Origin of the sequence: Pontibacter ummariensis, assembly GCF_900188175.1 — a bacterium.
Lineage (GTDB): Bacteria > Bacteroidota > Bacteroidia > Cytophagales > Hymenobacteraceae > Pontibacter > Pontibacter ummariensis.
The window spans coordinates 47,983-65,283 of the sequence record NZ_FZOQ01000009.1 but is presented as its reverse complement, the minus strand read 5'-3'; the positions used below and the strand labels follow the sequence as shown (position 1 = coordinate 65,283).

Here is a 17,301-nt window from a genome sequence, read left to right as displayed (position 1 = left end):
AAACTTTTTACGTTACACAGAAGTGGGAGTGGGGAACGGCGGAGTAACTGTTCAATTCCAAGCATAAGGGTATGGGGTTTTGTTGGTGTAGTTCAGGTCACATTCGGTATACTACGGGCATTGTTTGAAAAATTTACAGCGGACAGTTACTTTCAGGGTAAACATATGTAAATCAAGGGTGAAACACTTATAAAAACGTGTAACGAGAAATTAGGTTTCTTTTTTATGATAAATATATTGCTAAATATTATTGTGAAACTAATATAGGGGAATTATCTAAACCGAAAGTATAAGAAGTGGTGAGTGGTAGGAGAATGCTAGTAAACGGACATAAAAAGAGTCCAATCGTAATTTGCCGGCTAGGATACCCCTTATTTCAGCGCCATATTAGTTATTGCAGATAAAAAGCCGTACCTTTGCAGCCGATTTGGTACAGTCTGATTTACTGATAAAGGATACTCCCTGAAGGCTTCCCTAGTTGTATATCGAATTTTGTCGCTCTCCGTAAAAACAGAGATAGGTTTTATAGCAGGCTGCCCAGATTATCAAGTATTTATGTAAGTTAGATGAACAAAATCAAATTTGAAGAGCTTCCGCTTTCTGCGGAAGTACAGCGAGCTATTGCTGACATGGGCTTCGAAGAAGCCTCTCCCATCCAGACAGAAGCGATCCCGGTTGTTTTATCAGGCAAAGACATTATCGGTCAGGCCCAGACGGGTACCGGTAAAACTGCTGCCTTTGGTATCCCTACCATCGAGGGCATTGATCCTACAGACCGCCGTGTGCAGGCGCTTATTCTGTGCCCCACGCGTGAACTGGCTATCCAGGTATCCGGAGAAATCCAGAAACTGGCAAAATATAAGACAGGTATTAGCGTGGTGCCCATTTATGGTGGCCAGAGCTACGACCGCCAGTTGCGCGCCCTGAAGCAGGGAGTACAGATTGTGATCGGTACTCCGGGCCGCGTGATGGACCACATCCAGCGTGGGACCCTGGTGCTGGACAACGTGAACAAGATCATCCTGGACGAAGCCGACGAAATGCTGGACATGGGCTTCCGGGAGGACATTGAGTTCGTACTGGAAAAGATCCCGGAAGACCGCCAGACTATTTTCTTCTCCGCTACGATGTCTAAGCCCATCATGGAGATGACAAAGCGCTACCAAACAGATCCGGTGATCGTGAAAGTGGTGCACCAGGAACTGACGGTAACAAACATCGATCAGGTATACTTTGAGGTCCGCAGCAGCAATAAGCAGGAAGTGCTGTCACGCTTGCTGGACATGTACAACCTGAAATCAGCGATCATTTTCTGCAACACCAAGCGCATGGTGGATGACCTGGTGGCAGGCCTGCAGGCAAGAGGTTATTTTGCAGATGCCCTGCATGGCGACCTGAACCAGAACCAGCGCTCTAACGTGATGGGCAAGTTCCGTAACGGTACACTCGAGATCTTGGTGGCGACAGATGTTGCTGCCCGTGGTCTGGACGTAGACAACGTAGAGGCAGTGTTTAACTATGACCTGCCGCAGGACGAAGAGTCTTATGTACACCGTATTGGTCGTACAGGACGTGCCGGTAAATCCGGTAGAGCCTTCTCTTTTGTAGGAGGCCGTTCAGATGGCTACAAGCTAAAAGACATCATGCGCTATACCAAGGCGAAGATCGTGTTGCAGCAGGTACCGTCTCTGGAAGATGTAAACGAGATCCGTACAAACCTTTTCTTCGATAAGGTGAAAGAGGTGCTGGAAAAAGGACACCTGGCAAAACATGTGGCCCGCATCGAGCGCTTTGTGAACGAGACCGATGGTTACACGCCACTCGACGTCGCTTCTGCATTGCTGAAGATGAGCATGAAAGAGCAGAAAGTGAAGGAGAAAGGAGCCGAGGTAGAGAAAGGACTGGGTGTGACCAAAGAAGGCATGGACCGTCTGTTTATCACCATCGGTAAAAAAGACCGGGTGCACCCGCGTGACCTGATCGAACTGCTGAGCAATAACTCCAGCATACCGGAAGGTAAAGTAGGAGACATTGACCTGTATGACAAATTCAGCTTTGTGGAAGTACCTTCCGAATACACGGCAGACATACTGAATCGCGTAGGCCGCATTGAGGTGGATGGCCGCATGGTGATCGTAGAGAAGTCTCAGAAAAAAGAAGGTGGCGAAGGCAGAGGCGATCGTGAAGACAGGGGAGACCGTGGCGGACGCGGTGGGAACAGAGGCGGCTTTGGCGGTAGATTCGGCGGAGGCCGTGACCGCGACCGCGACTCCACTAGAGGTGACCGCCGTGGTGGTGATAGAGGCGGCTTCAGAAAAAGAAGATTCTAAGAGCCCAACTTTCGCTTTTACAGAACGTATATTATACCAAGCAGCGTTTAAAGCGTAAAAGTTTTAAAAACTGTTAGAATAGGCCGACTTGAAACGTCGGCCTATTTGTTTATCGCCAGTAGTTAAGATAGTTTTAGTTATTTCGATTGCAGCAGCAACTTCCTCTAAGGCTGCGCGTAGAAGGAAATCATAAAAGGTTGGAAGATTAAGCTAACTATGTAAACAGTTAGAAACAAGAAGGGTGTAGTCTGCAGATTACACCCTTCTTGCGTTTAGCCAGGGCTTGTCAGGCAGGAAGCATACCCTAAGCCTTTCATGCTGTCTAAAACTAAAAAAGAGGAGCAAAGCCCCTCTTTCTGTTAACTATCCATTGTTTTCACTACTTGTTTCTGGCTTCATCGCGCAGAGCGCGGATGTGGTCGTGTGCATCTTTTACATCCTGGTACTGCTGCTCTACAATCGGCTTCAGCTGGCCCGGCAAATCCTTTTTCAGGGCTTCCTGGTACGCTTTAACAGCATAGTCCTCGCCGCGCTCACATTCTTCCAACACGCGGGTCGTGTCTTTAGACGTCAACGCTGATTTCAGATCGATCCAGGCACGGTGCACGGTGCCCTCTATAGAACTCGACTCATCATCACTCACACCCATTTTGTGTAGCTGGTCCTGCAGCTCTGTGATCATGCTATCGCGCTGCACGGAATACTTTCTGAACAGGTCTTTCAGGTTTTTATCTTCAATATCCTGAGAGGCTACTTTATAGCCTTTCGATCCATCTTTGCATCTTTCGATCAGGTGATGAACCGTTGATTTTAATTCTTTATTAATTTCCATAGTTTAATGCAGTTAGTTCAACATGCATTAATACTGATACAGTGCGATTTTGGTTGTCTGGGATGAATAACAGCCAGTGCTAAGGGTTTATGGCTGAGGCTATTGCCTTGCCAGCTAAGTAGCCCGTAGTCCAGGCGGCCTGGAAATTAAAGCCTCCTGTAATACCGTCTATGTCGAGCACCTCTCCTGCAAAGTACAAACCGGGCTGCACGCGGCTTTCCATGGTCTTCGTGTTTACCTGGTTCAGCGCAACGCCACCGCAGGTCACGAACTCTTCTTTAAAAGTAGTTTTGCCCTTTACCTCAAAGGAGGCCCGTAGCAAGGCCTCCACCAGTTTGTTTGTGTTTTTACCGGGTAGCTCCGCCCAAATCGTTTCGGCAGGAATCTCTGCCAACTGGGTCAGCGCTTTCCAGAGGCGCTGCGGCAGGCCGAAGAGTTGGTTGCTGCTAACCACTTTTTTAGGGTGCGCGTGCCGGTACTGTTGCAGGTGTTCCCGCAGCGACTCCTCAGTAAAATCGGGGATCCAGTTGATCAGCACCGTGAAGTGGTACTGTTGCTCAGAAAAGAGGCGGGCTCCCCAAGCGGACAGCTTCAGAACAGCAGGGCCCGAGTATCCCCAATGGGTGATAAGCAGTGGCCCCTCGTACTCCAGTTTTTGACCTGCTACGCGTACTTTTGCCTTGGGTACGGATATACCCAGTAAGTCCTTAAAAGGGGAAGTTGGAACGTTGAAGGTGAACAGAGAAGGAACTGGCTCCTCTATTACATGCCCTAACTGGCGCAACCAGTTGTAGCCCACTGGCTTCGGGTTACCACCGGTACTCACCAGCACCCTGTCTGCCAGAAGCGTCGCACCATTGCTTAGCTGCAGGCGGAAATGCTTTTGGTGGTTTTCCTGCACAGGGATGATGTTTTCTACGCCGGCCCCAAGCTTTATCTGCACGCCAGTACGTTTGGCCTCCTGTAGCAGGCAGTTCACAATGGTTTCGGAGTCGTCGGTTACCGGGAACATGCGCCCGTCTGTCTCTGCTTTCAGTTCAACCCCCCGCGCGGCAAACCAATCGATGGTGTCCTGTGCCCCGAATGCTTTAAAAGCCTCTTTTAGTTGTTTGGCGCCACGTGGATAATGCTGTGCCAGTACCCGTGGCTCAAAGCAGTGATGGGTCACATTACAGCGCCCGCCACCTGATATCCGTACCTTTGCCAGCAACTTGTTCGTTTTCTCAAGTAGCAGGACCTGTGCCTGTGGGTTTTCCTGGGCGCAGGTAATTGCCCCGAAAAAGCCAGCAGCACCGCCCCCAATAACTACAACCTTCATTCTTTCTGTTTAAATGCGAATCAGGGATAACCTCTTTCCTTGAAGTTGCACGATGCTTTCTTCAAAAAGCTGCACTTCCAACAATCAGGTCGACAAAGATACTAAAAGAAAGCCATGGGGTCAGGGTATCGAAAACTGTAGGGGAGCTCCCGCTTTAGTTTCTCGCTGCTGATCAACTTGTAGTTTGTCTCTTCTCCAGGTGAAAATTCAGGCGGTGTGAGCTTGAGTTGCCCGGCTGCCTGTACATAAAATTCCTGCCGGGTGGGGTGGGCATCGGCACAGGCATTGTACACCTCGTTCCATTTTCCTGTCACAATTATTTTCTCCAGAACAGCCAGGCAGTCCTCCAGGTGAATCAGGTTCACAGGCACTTCTCCTCCTGCTACTTGTGTTTTACCTGCCAAAAAACGGCCGGGGTGTCTGTCGCCACCTACCAGCCCCGCAAAACGGACGACCGTTGTCTGCCATTGGCTTTGTTTCCGAAACAGGTCCTCTGCTTGCAGGAGCACGTGACTGGGGCTTGTTGCTTCCGTGAGGCCAGCATCATTTTCTGTTACCCAGCGGTTAAGGTCGTGGTAAACAGAGGTAGAAGAGACAAAGAGCACCTTACGAACAGGGGAGTCTAACAAAGCCGTCTGCAGTAGCCGCATCTGGCGGAGATACTCTGTCCCGCCGCCCTTGCGCAGCTGCGGGGGGACGTTTAGGACCAGCACCTCTGATTGCAAAAACGCAGCCAGTACTTCTCCAGCTGTTGTTTCCTCTTGCAGGTTTATCCGAAAAGGGCTAATTCCTTTCTGCTGCAGGAGCTGTACTTTTTTGGCGTTGGTCGTAGAGCCCTTTACCTCATAACTAGTTGCTATCAGTCGTTCGGCTAAGGGTAATCCCAGCCAGCCGCAGCCCATGATACTGATGTTGCTTTTATTCTTTGCTTGTATTTCCATGGTTCCCGCCTTTAACAATTGTTCCGCCATTCTGTTAGAAAGTAACGCAGCGTTGGTCTGTGCTGTAAAGTAAGGCATAAATGAAGTATGATGTAGTATTAATAGGCTCTGGTTTCGGTTCTTTGACAGCGGCGGCCTTATTGGTGAAGCGAGGCTTAAAGGTGTGTGTGCTGGAGCAGGCTAAATATCCGGGCGGAAGTTCCTCCTCCTATAAGCGCAAAGGCTACTGGTTTGAGACAGGGGCTACCACTCTGGTGGGCTTGGACGCCCATATGCCCCTGCGCTACCTTTTCGATGCATTGGCACTTGATGTACCGCTACTGAAATTACAGCCCCCGATGCAGGTACACTTGCCCAACGGAGACGTGTTGACCCGGTACCAGGACCTGGACGAGTGGGTGGCGGAGGCAGAGCGGGTGTTTGGCCGTCACAAGCAGCGGGCTTTCTGGGAGCATTGCTACAGGATCAGCCAGGGAGTATGGCGCACTTCCCTGCAACAACGCAGCTTTCCCATATCCAACTATAAAGACCTGTTGCTGTCAGCAGCGCGGGCAAAGTCGGCGCAAGTTAAACTCCTCCCCGCTGCCTTTCGCACCATGGACCAGCTATTAGACCAATATGGGCTATTGCAGAACAAGCTTTTTGTGGACTTTGTGAACGAGCAGTTACTGATCACGGCGCAGAACTATATGCAGGAGGTGAATGAACTCTTTGGGGCCACGGCGCTGTGCTACACCCTCTACAGCAATTACTATGTACCAGGGGGGATGATCAACCTGGTAAAGCCGTTTGTTAACTACATTAAGGAGCAGGGTTCTGATGTTGTGTATGGGCAGCTGGTAGAAAGGGTAATGCCTTCAGAAGAGGGTTATCGAACAGAAGCCAGCAGGGGTACTTTTGAAAGTAAATACCTGATTAGCGGTATTCCCCTGAATAACACATTAGAAGTTTTTAAGGATACTAAGACCCGGCAAAAACTGCAAAGGTACGTGTTGCCTTCTAACAGGCTGAACGGTGCCTTTAGCATGGGATTGGTCCTGGAAGGGCAAAAACCGCCTGCTGTGTTACATCACCAGGTGCACCTACCGGAAGGTTTACCCCTTATCGGTAGTAAAAGCATTTTCTTAAGTTACAGTCACCCGGCCGATGCGTTACGTGCCCCAGTAGGTGAGTTTCTGGCTAGTATCAGCACACATGTGCCTGACCCGGAAAGGCTGCAGATTGCAGACAAACAGCAGTTGGTAGAGACCGTTCTCGAAGCCCTGGAGAAAAAAGGCCTGGTCTGCCGGGGAAACGTAAAGTATCAGAGCGCCGCCACGCCGGGGGCCTGGGTCTTCTGGACAAAAAGAGCCTATGGGGCTGTAGGCGGTTATCCGCAGTACCGGAGCCTAAAGCCCTGGCAGCTAAAAGACGCCCGCCTGGATCACCGCGGTGCTTATGTTTGCGGTGACACCGTGTATCCGGGGCAGGGGGTGGTAGGTGTCTGCCTGAGTGGCATTATCGCTGTGCAGAAGCTGCTGCAAGATCACTTTTAGTCGCGTTCTGTCCGGTCATTCTTTTTTGCCACAGTCGCCTGGTCGTGCATGACCATCGTGCGCAAGCCCGCGTAATCACCTGTTTCGGCTTTGCCAAGAATATACGCTTCTGTTCCTATCTCTGTCAGGCAATACACCTTGATATCCTGCAGCAGGCGCCTTAAAGTAGTTGTTAGCTGCTGATATGCCTCCGCCTTGCCTTTGGTCTTGTCCCTGGCATCAGAGTCCACGCTTTGCATTTCCTGCATGAAGGCGTCCAGATCTTTTGTCTCTACACCCATTCCTGCTGGTTTGCCTGCCCAAACGGCCACGTCTCCCGGGTTTAATTGTTTTCCACGGGTATCTTCCAGGTACACAAACTCAAAAGGGGCGTCTATCTCGCTTTGCATGAGCAAGCCGTCTACGACTGGCATCAGTTCTTTCTGTAATTGCGTTTTGTCCATAGCTGAAAATTAAATAAAGAGCCTTGGAAGCTATTCGCTAGCTATTTTTATCTTTATACTGATTCTACGGCACTTCGTACGCCATAAAAACAAAATAAAACTATGACGATCAAAGCTGAACCTATGTTAAAAGAAGGGGCCCTGAAAGGTAAAACCATCCTGGTAACGGGCGGAGGCACTGGCCTTGGCCGCTCCATGGTCAAGTACTTTCTGGAGCTCGGAGCCAATGTTGTTATTTGTAGCCGGAAATTGGAGGTATTGCAGGAGGCGGCCCGGGAACTGGAGCAGGAAACGGGAGGAACTGTACTTCCTCTCGCCTGTGATGTGCGCAAGTATTTAGAAATAGAAACCGTGTTAAAGACCGCTATAGGCAGGTTCGGGAGGGTAGACGCACTGGTTAACAACGCAGCTGGTAATTTTGTGAGCCCCACAGAGCGTCTGAGCCCTAAAGCTTTTGATGTAGTAACAGACATTGTTTTAAAAGGAAGTTACAACTGCACTTTGGCACTGGGCAAACACTGGATCGAGCAGAAGCAGGCAGGTACTGTGCTGAATATTGTGACCACTTATGCCTGGACCGGTTCCGGCTATGTCGTGCCTTCGGCCTGCGCCAAAGCAGGGGTACTGGCGCTGACGCGCTCCCTTGCCTCCGAATGGGCCAAGTATGGCATACGCTCCAATGCCATTGCTCCCGGTCCGTTCCCCACCGAAGGTGCCTGGACACGCCTGTTCCCGAAGCAACTGGCTGATAAGATAGACCCCGTCAAACGCATACCCGTAGGTCGGTTCGGAGAGCATCAGGAGTTGGCTAACCTTGCTGCTTACCTGGTGTCGGACTATGCTTCCTTCGTGAATGGCGAAGTGGTGACTATCGATGGGGGAGAGTGGCTCTACGGTGCCGGCGAGTTTAACAGCTTTGATCAGGTACCACAGGAGATGTGGGACGCCCTGGAAAAACAAATGCGCGGGAAGGGCAAGCCAGAATAGTTCTCCCATAAGGTCAAGGGCGCGAGCCTTATGTCCACGCCCTTGACCTTATGATAAGCTTCTTAGGGATAGATAGAGGGAAATGCTATTGTGTGACAAGTATAACAGCCAGTAGAATATTTACCCCAAGGCCAATGCCCCAGTTTTTCCAGACCTTACCTGATTTGATCTTACGGGCTTGCTTACGGTAGCCGCTTACGTAATCGGGCTGTTCCAGGAGTTCATGGTTTGGCGCGTCGAGGTTGTGTTTCTTAGGTGTGGTAACAGAGCAGGCTACGGCCGGTATCAGTCCGAACAAGGGGTTCACCAGGCTGGATACTAAAGTGCCTGTGCCTGCTGCCTGGTAGCCGTCATAAAAGGCAGTTGCATCAGACTGGCCCTTGGCATAAATAGCCAGGTTTGAAGTTCCTGAACTAGCTTCTGTAATCATTTCGCTTAAGGCTGGTTTTGAAGCTACAGAGGCAGGGGGAGTAGTATCCTCCAGGGCAAAAGCCTCGCTTGTGTTGTTGGCATACTGAATAACAGCTACCTCACTTTTCGGCAAAATATACGTCGGCCCTTCCAGCCTGTCATACTGTTTGTATTTAATCTCCGTGGGGGAGATTTCCAGCACTTTCGCCTCTAGCTTCTCTCCTGTACGTTTCATGATAATGTCCTGTGCTGCAAGCGTAGCGACAGAGAAGAGGAAGACAAGCAGTGTAAGCAGGGTTTGTTTCATAGAAATAAGCGGTTTAAAAAATTTAGAATCGAAAGGTAATAAGGTGATTCCTAAATAGCAATAACACTATACACACTTATGTTAATATTAATATTTGTTAGCCCTAAACAAAAACAGCCCGGCCTACCAGGTCGGGCTGTTCAACTTTTTTAATAATACAGCTTAAGCGTGGGGGTTCACATAAGCCGGGTCTCCTCCTTCATCTGCATCCGGTTTGTAACCAGCCCTTAACTCCGCCAGTTTCTTCTTGCCGTATGCCAGACGGGTAATGACCACAAAAAGCACTGGGACCACAAAAATCGCCAGGAAGGTAGCCGCTAACATACCGCCAATTACTACCCAGCCAATTGTCTGGCGCGAAACAGCACCAGCCCCTGAGGCAATCGCCAGTGGAACCACACCCAGGATAAAGGCCATGGAGGTCATGATAATAGGACGAAGGCGCAGCTTTACGGCCTCAATTGTCGCTTCCAACAGCTCCATGCCCCGGTCTACCCGCTCTTTGGCAAACTCCACGATCAGGATGGCGTTTTTCGCGGCCAGGCCTATCAGCGTGATCATACCGATCTGCGCGTACACGTTATTGTCCAGCCTGGGCAATAGCGTTAGGGCCAGAATAGCTCCGAACATACCCAGCGGAATGGCAAACAGGATCGAGAACGGGACAGACCAGCTTTCATACAGCGCAGCTAACAAGAGTAGCACCAGGATGATGGATAGCGAGAAGATGTAAATAGTACTGCTTCCGGCTGCCAGCTCTTCACGGCTGAGGCCGGAGAAGTCGTAGCCATAACCTGCCGGCAGTACTTCTGCCGCAACCTCCTGCAGGGCCTCCAGGGCCTGGCCGCTACTGTAACCCGGGGCTGCGCTGCCCAGTACTTCCGCAGAGCGGAACAGGTTGTAGTGGGAGATCACAGCTGGGTTCTCTACTACTTTGGAGGTAACCAGCGCACTTAGCGGTACGGACTCTCCCTGCCTGTTGAGCACGTAGTACTGCTTCAGGTCCGAAATGTCCATGCGGTAGGCCGTGTCAGCCTGGGCAACTACCCGGAAATTACGGCCGTAGCGGGTAAAGTCGTTGATGTAGCGGCTACCCATCAGGGAGGACATGGTCGCGTAAACATCCGCGATGTTCACACCCAGTTGTTTGGCCTTCGCCCGGTCTACTTCTACCTGATAGCCAGGGGTGCGGGTATTAAAGAAACTATAAGCCATGGCAATCTCGGGACGCTGGTTGACCGCTCCTAAGAACTGGCCTAGCACGCCTTCAAATTCCTTCAGGTCGCCACCGCCGGCACGTTGCTCCAGCATAAAGCTGAAGCCGCCTGCCTGGCCCAGACCAGGTATGGCCGGAGGGGCGACTACCCGGATGTTCGCTTCCCGTAAGGCAGCAAAACGCTGGTTCAGGGTAGCCATCACGCCTTCCAATTGCTCCGCTGCCTCTTCACGCTCAGCCCATGGTTGCAGTTGCACGAACATGGTGCCGCTGTTCGACTTGAAAGAGAAGTTGATGGCGTTCAGACCACCAATAGCGGTATAGTTGCGGATAGCTGGTATTTCTGCCATAATAATCCCAATGTTCTCTAGAAGCGCTTCTGTTCGGGTAGCAGAGGAGCCTTCCGGTAACTCTACCGCCACGAACAACCGTCCTTCGTCCTCAGTAGGAATAAAGCCAGTTGGTTTTGTGGCAAACAGGCCTACGGTTCCCACATAAAGGCAAACCAGCAGAACAAGTACCAGCGGAGCTGCCTTTATACTTTTGCGTACCCCATGCGAATAAGACTCAGTAGTGCGGGCGAACCAATTGTTAAACCAGTAAAAGAACTTATTGATGCCCCTGGAGTTCTTGTTCACGTTCATCGGTTTCAGCATCAGGGCACAAAGGGCCGGCGTGAGCGTTAACGCCACAAAAGCGGATATAAGAACAGATATTGCAATGGTGATGGCAAACTGCTGGTACAAACGTCCTACAATACCCGGTATAAAGCCCACAGGAATAAACACAGCCGCCAGGATCAGCGCAATGGCAACCACCGGGGCGGTAATGTCCTTCATCGCCTTACGGGTAGCCTCTTTGGCCGAGAGCCGCTCATGGTCAATGTAATGCTGTACTGCTTCTACCACCACAATGGCGTCGTCCACCACGATGCCAATCGCCAACACGAAGCCGAACAGGGTGAGGGTGTTGATGGTAAAGCCAAGCGGGATAAAGAAGATAAAGGTACCGATAATCGAAACCGGGATAGCCAGGATCGGCACTAAGGTAGCACGCCAGCTCTGCAGGAACAGGAACACCACGATAATTACCAGGATCAGGGCCTCGACCAGCGTGTGCACCACCTCATTGATAGATACCTGTACAACCGACACCGTCTCAAAGGAAACTACAAAGTCAACGTCAGCCGGGAAGGCCTCCTTCAGTTCCGCTAAAGCAGCATAAACGCCTTCGGCAGTCTCCAGGGCATTGCTGCCTGGGGCCTGGTACAAGAGCAGAATAGCCGAAGGGTTACCGTTGATGGTAGCTGAGCGGCCGTAGTCGAAGCGGCCGAATTCAATCCGGGCCACATCGCGCAGGTACACCAGACTCCCGTCTTCGGGGTTGGTGCGCACCACGATGTTCTCGAACTCTTCCTGCGTCTGCAAGCGGCCCCTTACCGTGATCGGGTACTGAAAGGCCTGCGTATCGTACTGCGGTTTAGCGCCCACCGTACCCGCTGCTACCTGCAGGTTCTGCTCCTGAATGGCGGCCGTTATCTGGCTGGCACTAATGCCATACTGCGCCAGCTTGTCCGGTTTCAGCCACACCCGCATACTAAAGTCCTGGCCCAGGGCATTGATATCCCCTACACCAGGCACGCGGAGCAAGGCGTCCCGCACAAAGATGTTCGTGTAGTTGTCCAGGAACTCGATGTCGTGGGTGCCCTCTGGTGAGAAGATACCGATCACCATCATGATGCTCGGGTTTCGCTTACGCACCGTTACCCCTAACCTGCGTACTTCCTCTGGCAGGCTTGGCTCGGCAATACTGGCCCGGTTCTGAACGTCCAGGGTGGCAATGTCAATGTCTGTCCCTACCTCAAAAGTAACGGTCATGTTCATCTGCCCCGTACTGGTGTTGGTGGAGGTGATATAAGCCATACCTGGCGTACCGTTAATCTGCGTCTCCACCGGCGTAGCCACCGTTTGCTCCACCGTTTGCGCATCTGCCCCTGTATAGTTAGCCGACACCGACACCGTAGGAGGGGAGATGTCCGGGTACTGCGTCACAGGCAGGTTCATCATGGCCAGGACACCTACCAGCACGATCACGAGGGAGATCACGATGGAGGTGACGGGCCTTCTTATAAATACATCTGAAATCATGTTGCTTTCTAATTTTCTTTAGAAGGGTATTGGAAATTAATGCTGGCCTGCTGCCTGTGGCTGACCTCCCTGTGGGGCGTCCAGCTGCACTTTAGCACCCTGGCGCAGGCGTTGTATACCTTCCACTACAATCTGCTGGCCTTCTTGCAGGCCTTCCCGTACCACGATGTCGCTATTTACACGCGTGCCTAGTTGCACGTTCTGCTGTACCACGGAGTCTCCCTGGATCACATACACAAAGTACTCGCCCAACTGCTCCGTAACGGCCTTGTAGGGGATCACCACTTGTTCGCCGATGTCCTGGTTCAGCACATCCACGCTCACGGTCATGCCCGGGATCAGCACACGGTCGGGATTCGGAAACTCTACCCGTACCGTGGTCGTGCCGGACTGGCGCCCAATGGCCCGGTCAATGGCCCGTAATTTGCCGTTGTAAGGGTATACCTCCCCGGTATTGAGGCGAATAGAGAAAAGGGAATCGGGTTGGTTGCCCTGCTTTAAATTGCTGAAGCGGGCAATTTCCTGCTCGTTGATCACAAAGTCCACAGCGATTGGGTCCATGGAGGAGATCGTGTTCAGGACGGGCGTACCCGGTGATACCTGGGCGCCCACCCTTACTTTGGAGATACCGATAGTCCCACTAAAAGGAGCTTTGATCACGGAGTAGCCTAAGTCCGTTGCCACAGCCTGTACCTGTGCCTCCGCCGCCGCTACCTGCGACCGCGCCGTCTGTACTTCTGTGCGGGCATAGTCTACCTGCTGCCGGGCAATGGCTTCTTTCTCGGCCAGCCTTTCGTAACGCTCCAGGTCTTTCTGCACCCTGGCCAGGTTAGCCCGGGCGCTCTGCAGGTTTGCCTGTGCCTGCTGATAGCCCGCCTGGTACTTGCTACGGTCGATCTCGTAGAGCTTTTGCCCGGCAGTTACCTGTTGTCCGTCCTGCGCGTAGATGTCCGTGATGTAACCGGCAACCTGTGGTCGCAGCTCTACTTCCTGGAGCGCTACGACGGCTCCGGGATAGGTATCCTTTCCTGTCACGGTTTCTTCTACTACATTGTAGGAACTAACCGGAACAGCCATGGCGGCAGGGTTCACCTGCTGTTGCCCGGCCTCCTCACTACCACAAGACAGTAGGGTAGCAGGGCTGATGATGGCTGCAGCCAGCCAAATGTATTTTCTCTTCATGCTCTTTTTCGCTGATTATGGGTTGATGTCGATGTTACCTAAGGCTCTCTGCAGGTCAAGCTTACTTTCCAGCACGTTGTAGAGGGCGTTATAATAATTTAGCTGGGTGGTGCGTAGCTCCGTTTCGGCCACCACCAGGTCTACATAAGCCTTCACGCCCTCATTGTACTGCAACTGGATGATGTCATACACCTCCTGGGCCAATTCAAGATTCTGCTGCAGGGTGAGCCACGCTACATAGTCACTTTTGTAATTGGCCAGGGCCGTCTGGTACTCTGTATTGATTTCTTTGAGGGTGTTTCCTATCTCTATCTCCAGGCGCGCCTCGCGCAGTTGGGCCACTTTTAGGTTTTGGTACCTGCGGGTGCCCTGAAAAATAGGGAAGGCAACCTGTAAGCCCACGTTGGAGGTAGGGTAGGATTGACTGTAGAGCTCGGCGAACTCGTTATTAAAGTAGAGCCAGTTATAGTTGCCGTAAGCGGAAATCGTGGGCAAAAAGCTCCATTTGCGGTATGCTGTGTTGAGCTCTAGTAAGGCCAGTTGCGTTTGCAGTAACTGCAGTTCTATGCGATCGGTAAACTCCACGAGCTGCGTAGTGTCTATCAAGACTACTTCCTGCATCTGGTCGTAGTCGTACGCCAGGTCCAGATCGGCTTCAATCGGATAACCCATCAGCTGTTTCAGGTAAGCTATCTTGGCGTTCATAGCTTCCTGGGCCCGCTTTAAGTCACTACGGATGTTGCCCAGGGTAATGGCGGCCCGTTGGTAGTCTGTTTTATCTACCAGGCCTACCTCATACCGGCTGCGTGCGTCGTTATACTGCTTTAGCTGACGCTCGAGGTTCACTTCCAGGATCCGAAGCTGCTCCTGCGTCAGCAGCACATCGTAAAAAGCCTTGCTGACGGCCACCACTGTATTGATCTTGGTGAAGGCAACCTGCTGGTCCAGCTGCTGCCTGGTAAAGCGTGCTGCCTTGGAGGCCAGTAACAATTCGCTGCTGTAAAGTACCTGGTTGCCCTGTAACTGCACGCTGGAAGTGTACTTCTGCCCCAGGGTTACTACCTGGTCCCCGAAAGGCTGCTGCTGCAACTTTATGTTGCGCACGCCAGTGTAGCCTGCCGATACCTGTGGGAACCAGCCGGCTAGTTCTGCTTTTATCTCTCTTTCCCCGATTGCCTCATCCAGCAGGGCCTGTTCCACTTCGGCCCTGTTCTTTAGCGCAAAAGCGACGCACTGCTCCAGTGTCAGGCTTTCGGCGTCCTGTGGGAGAGGCGTCTGGGCTTGTACCAGCGCCGGGAACAGCAGGAAGGCAAGCAGGAGTATACATAGTTTAGAGGTTATATTCATGTTTCTGGTTGTTTAGCTAAGTATAAGTGGTCGGGTACCTGCAACTGCCAAAGGCAGAGAGCAGGAATAGTGGCGTAGATAGGTTGTTGCATAGGCACTATAGAGTTTGAACATTAAAATAAATTGGAGAAAGAATTTCGGTAAGGTAGGAGAGCTTACAACGATATCCCTTTCCACAGGATTTCGGCTATTTGCTCTATTTCCGGGCTTTCTTGGTTTATTTCGCCGCGACGGATCATTTTCGCCGTCGTGATTACGTTCGTGAGCACCAGTACACTCAACACTTCTGGGTTTACCCGTCGTAAGTATCCCGCCTCAACCCCGTTGCTCAGGAAGAGTTTTAAGTGCTGGCGAAGCTTGTCATGCCGGTTGTGGCCTATGAGCTCATTATAGGGTGAGTTCACGAACTGCTCGAAAAAGACCAACACCTTGGGGTTTTCTAGGTAAAAGCGAAGCTGACTTCTCCAAACATTAAAGAAGCGCGCCTGGTAAGTCATCTCTTCCTTATCATGCTGCTTTACCGCCTCCATCATGTTGTCCATGATGTAGGTGAAAACTTCGCAGATCAGCTTGTCCTTGCTGTCAAAGTAATGGTAAATGGTTCCTGCCGCAACTCCTGCATTCTTCGCTACCAGGCTCATGGGCGTTCCATGGAAACCTTTCTCTCGGATCAGGTCCAGCGTACTCTCCAGGATGGCTTTTTTCTTTTCTGCTATCTGTTCCATTTTACTGCGCGCGCGTCAACCGAACGTTCATTCGGTGGCAAAGGTAAGATTATTTACCAAAAATTAACAGAGGCTTGAAAGAGGGGAGCAAAGAGCCTGATCTGTCAGTTTTCATTAGCATGGGCAGAAATTCTACTACCCGCTGTGGTTGAGAATTATTAGCCTTCGCATTGCTCCCAGGGGCATAACCTTCAGAATTATGACCCAGTATATTGAATTAAACTTAAGTATATCCCAAAGCAACAGACTATGAAAAACAGCGACAACAGAACTGAAAGCTTCCCTTCCTTTTTCTCCTCGTTTATCTGGCTCAACCTCGTGTTTCTGATGCTGCTTTCTATCCTGATGGCAGGCTGTAACCAGGCTGAGGTAGCCGAGACCGAAACCATTGCGGTGGAGGCAGCAGAACCTGCAGTGGAAGAAGTTGCAGTAACCGCAGACGAAGCAAGGCTGGAGGTGGAAAGCGCAGAGAACCTGGGCGAGTACCTGACGGATGGCAGTGGCCGCAGCCTCTACATTTTCCTGGCCGACTCACCTATGGAAAGTACGTGTTACGATGCCTGTGCCGAAGCATGGCCTCCGTTCACGTCTGAGGGAATGCCCGCGGCAGGACCGGAAGTAGATGTTTCAAAGGTCGGAACGATAGAGCGAAACGATGGTACCACGCAGGTAACCTACGCTGGCTGGCCCTTATACTATTATGTTAAGGATCAGGGCAGTGGCCAAAGAACAGGGCAAGACATAAAAGACCATGGGGCAGAATGGTACCTCATCTCCCCGGAGGGAAACAAAGTGGAGGGAGAGGGACATTAGGGAGATACAACAGAACGTCTTAAAACATTTAGGCAGCTATGCCTGATTCAAGTATACAAAAGAAGTCCGCAAGGCTACCGTAAGGTATAGCTAATCAGCTCTCGTCGCTCCTGTAGCTTGTTTGAGTCGATGTAGTAGGTGTTTGTGCGCACCAGGCCTATGCCAGGTGATACATAATCTTCCTGCTTCCGTACCCGGGGTGCCGTATCATGAGGCGACAAATACTCATTTGAGATCGTAAACAAGGAGCAGGAGAGTTCACCGAGGGAGGTGTTTAAAGTACTTGCCTGTTCACGCGGGGTCGTTAACACCCACAAACTGTAGTGAGGGTATTCGTACCTGTAGCCAATCTGGCCATGGGATGCGCTGGGGTAAATTATCACCGGTTGCCGCCCAGCCAGATTATAGTAGACATAGCCATCGCTGCTGTTTCTAACTAACTGCCCGTCATTCATCACAAACCAGGTGTCGTTCTGGATGATCGTATCGTTAAGTACTGTTTTTCGTTGGTAGCTCGTGTTTAAGACATTGCCAAGGGTATCATAGTACGATAGTTCATACACCCACTCGTTTCCTACCTGTAGCGGCACTTTCTCTTCCACTGGTGGCACTTCGACAACTTCCTCGCAGGAGGAGAGGGATATTTGCGCCAGTATAAGGCAAAGGGCCGTCAAAAGAACTCTGTTCATCGCTTTGTTATGGTTTGGTACTGCTTTAGCAAGAGGAGTCTCTTTTTGTACGTTTCGTTGCATGCGCCTCGGAATTCA

General features: G+C 51.3%; 14 protein-coding genes. 4 read left to right on the top strand and 10 right to left on the bottom strand.

Features of this window, described 5'->3' with window-relative positions; translation table 11 throughout:
* Window positions 1-566 precede the first annotated feature (566 nt).
* Window positions 567-2,330, top strand: coding sequence for a DEAD/DEAH box helicase (locus tag CHB92_RS11245; protein ID WP_089319310.1), 1,764 nt, complete (start codon window positions 567-569; stop codon window positions 2,328-2,330).
* Between the two features lie 379 nt (window positions 2,331-2,709).
* On the opposite strand, the gene CHB92_RS11240 is transcribed toward CHB92_RS11245, so the two are convergent.
* The 3 genes from CHB92_RS11240 to CHB92_RS11230 all read right to left on the bottom strand — a co-directional run bounded on the left by CHB92_RS11240 (window position 2,710) and on the right by CHB92_RS11230 (window position 5,421).
* On the bottom strand, window positions 2,710-3,162 hold the full coding sequence (locus CHB92_RS11240) for a ferritin-like domain-containing protein (RefSeq protein ID WP_089319309.1): 453 nt from the start codon (window positions 3,160-3,162) through the stop codon (window positions 2,710-2,712).
* 79 nt (window positions 3,163-3,241) lie between these two features.
* Window positions 3,242-4,480, bottom strand: a complete 1,239-nt coding sequence (locus CHB92_RS11235; protein WP_089319308.1) for a BaiN/RdsA family NAD(P)/FAD-dependent oxidoreductase — start codon at window positions 4,478-4,480, stop codon at window positions 3,242-3,244.
* A 101-nt stretch (window positions 4,481-4,581) separates the two neighbouring features.
* The gene (locus CHB92_RS11230) at window positions 4,582-5,421 is read right to left on the bottom strand and encodes an SDR family oxidoreductase (RefSeq protein ID WP_089319416.1); all 840 of its coding nucleotides are present in this window, start codon (window positions 5,419-5,421) and stop codon (window positions 4,582-4,584) included.
* Between the two features lie 80 nt (window positions 5,422-5,501).
* On the opposite strand from CHB92_RS11230, the gene CHB92_RS11225 reads away from it, so the two are divergent.
* Window positions 5,502-6,956 carry a phytoene desaturase family protein gene (locus CHB92_RS11225; protein ID WP_089319307.1) on the top strand — a complete coding sequence of 485 codons (1,455 nt, stop codon included), beginning with the start codon at window positions 5,502-5,504 and terminating at the stop codon, window positions 6,954-6,956.
* On the opposite strand, the gene CHB92_RS11220 is transcribed toward CHB92_RS11225, so the two are convergent.
* Entirely contained in the window at window positions 6,953-7,399 is a 447-nt protein-coding gene (locus CHB92_RS11220; RefSeq protein ID WP_089319306.1) for a nuclease A inhibitor family protein, read from the bottom strand. The genes CHB92_RS11225 and CHB92_RS11220 overlap by 4 nt on opposite strands.
* Before the next feature lie 102 nt (window positions 7,400-7,501).
* Between CHB92_RS11220 and CHB92_RS11215 the strand changes: the two genes are divergently transcribed.
* A complete protein-coding gene (locus CHB92_RS11215) occupies window positions 7,502-8,386 on the top strand; it encodes an SDR family oxidoreductase (RefSeq protein ID WP_089319305.1) in 885 nt (294 codons plus the stop codon).
* 85 nt (window positions 8,387-8,471) lie between these two features.
* Here CHB92_RS11215 and CHB92_RS11210 read toward each other — a convergent pair whose 3' ends face one another.
* From CHB92_RS11210 to CHB92_RS11190, 5 genes are all read right to left on the bottom strand, one after another.
* The gene (locus CHB92_RS11210; protein ID WP_089319304.1) at window positions 8,472-9,104 is read right to left on the bottom strand and encodes a hypothetical protein; all 633 of its coding nucleotides are present in this window, start codon (window positions 9,102-9,104) and stop codon (window positions 8,472-8,474) included.
* Between the two features lie 162 nt (window positions 9,105-9,266).
* A complete protein-coding gene (locus CHB92_RS11205) occupies window positions 9,267-12,467 on the bottom strand; it encodes an efflux RND transporter permease subunit (protein WP_089319303.1) in 3,201 nt (1,066 codons plus the stop codon).
* Window positions 12,468-12,503: 36 nt separating this feature from the next.
* The gene (locus tag CHB92_RS11200) at window positions 12,504-13,649 is read right to left on the bottom strand and encodes an efflux RND transporter periplasmic adaptor subunit (RefSeq protein WP_089319302.1); all 1,146 of its coding nucleotides are present in this window, start codon (window positions 13,647-13,649) and stop codon (window positions 12,504-12,506) included.
* A 15-nt stretch (window positions 13,650-13,664) separates the two neighbouring features.
* Complete coding sequence (locus CHB92_RS11195) at window positions 13,665-14,996, bottom strand: TolC family protein (protein ID WP_089319301.1); 1,332 nt, start codon at window positions 14,994-14,996, stop codon at window positions 13,665-13,667.
* A gap of 155 nt (window positions 14,997-15,151) precedes the next feature.
* On the bottom strand, window positions 15,152-15,721 hold the full coding sequence (locus CHB92_RS11190; RefSeq protein WP_089319300.1) for a TetR/AcrR family transcriptional regulator: 570 nt from the start codon (window positions 15,719-15,721) through the stop codon (window positions 15,152-15,154).
* A 249-nt stretch (window positions 15,722-15,970) separates the two neighbouring features.
* On the opposite strand from CHB92_RS11190, the gene CHB92_RS11185 reads away from it, so the two are divergent.
* Entirely contained in the window at window positions 15,971-16,534 is a 564-nt protein-coding gene (locus tag CHB92_RS11185) for a COG4315 family predicted lipoprotein (protein WP_089319299.1), read from the top strand.
* A 74-nt stretch (window positions 16,535-16,608) separates the two neighbouring features.
* Here CHB92_RS11185 and CHB92_RS11180 read toward each other — a convergent pair whose 3' ends face one another.
* Window positions 16,609-17,223 carry a hypothetical protein gene (locus CHB92_RS11180; protein WP_089319298.1) on the bottom strand — a complete coding sequence of 205 codons (615 nt, stop codon included), beginning with the start codon at window positions 17,221-17,223 and terminating at the stop codon, window positions 16,609-16,611.
* Window positions 17,224-17,301 lie beyond the last annotated feature (78 nt).

Bases quoted from the DNA above. Each gene is read 5' to 3' on its own strand.
- CHB92_RS11245 (WP_089319310.1), top strand. From the start codon at position 567: ATGAACAAAATCAAATTTGAAGAGCTTCCGCTTTCTGCGGAAGTACAG.
- CHB92_RS11240 (WP_089319309.1), bottom strand. From the start codon at position 3,162: ATGGAAATTAATAAAGAATTAAAATCAACGGTTCATCACCTGATCGAA.
- CHB92_RS11235 (WP_089319308.1), bottom strand. From the start codon at position 4,480: ATGAAGGTTGTAGTTATTGGGGGCGGTGCTGCTGGCTTTTTCGGGGCA.
- CHB92_RS11230 (WP_089319416.1), bottom strand. From the start codon at position 5,421: ATGGAAATACAAGCAAAGAATAAAAGCAACATCAGTATCATGGGCTGC.
- CHB92_RS11225 (WP_089319307.1), top strand. From the start codon at position 5,502: ATGAAGTATGATGTAGTATTAATAGGCTCTGGTTTCGGTTCTTTGACA.
- CHB92_RS11220 (WP_089319306.1), bottom strand. From the start codon at position 7,399: ATGGACAAAACGCAATTACAGAAAGAACTGATGCCAGTCGTAGACGGC.
- CHB92_RS11215 (WP_089319305.1), top strand. From the start codon at position 7,502: ATGACGATCAAAGCTGAACCTATGTTAAAAGAAGGGGCCCTGAAAGGT.
- CHB92_RS11210 (WP_089319304.1), bottom strand. From the start codon at position 9,104: ATGAAACAAACCCTGCTTACACTGCTTGTCTTCCTCTTCTCTGTCGCT.
- CHB92_RS11205 (WP_089319303.1), bottom strand. From the start codon at position 12,467: ATGATTTCAGATGTATTTATAAGAAGGCCCGTCACCTCCATCGTGATC.
- CHB92_RS11200 (WP_089319302.1), bottom strand. From the start codon at position 13,649: ATGAAGAGAAAATACATTTGGCTGGCTGCAGCCATCATCAGCCCTGCT.
- CHB92_RS11195 (WP_089319301.1), bottom strand. From the start codon at position 14,996: ATGAATATAACCTCTAAACTATGTATACTCCTGCTTGCCTTCCTGCTG.
- CHB92_RS11190 (WP_089319300.1), bottom strand. From the start codon at position 15,721: ATGGAACAGATAGCAGAAAAGAAAAAAGCCATCCTGGAGAGTACGCTG.
- CHB92_RS11185 (WP_089319299.1), top strand. From the start codon at position 15,971: ATGAAAAACAGCGACAACAGAACTGAAAGCTTCCCTTCCTTTTTCTCC.
- CHB92_RS11180 (WP_089319298.1), bottom strand. From the start codon at position 17,223: ATGAACAGAGTTCTTTTGACGGCCCTTTGCCTTATACTGGCGCAAATA.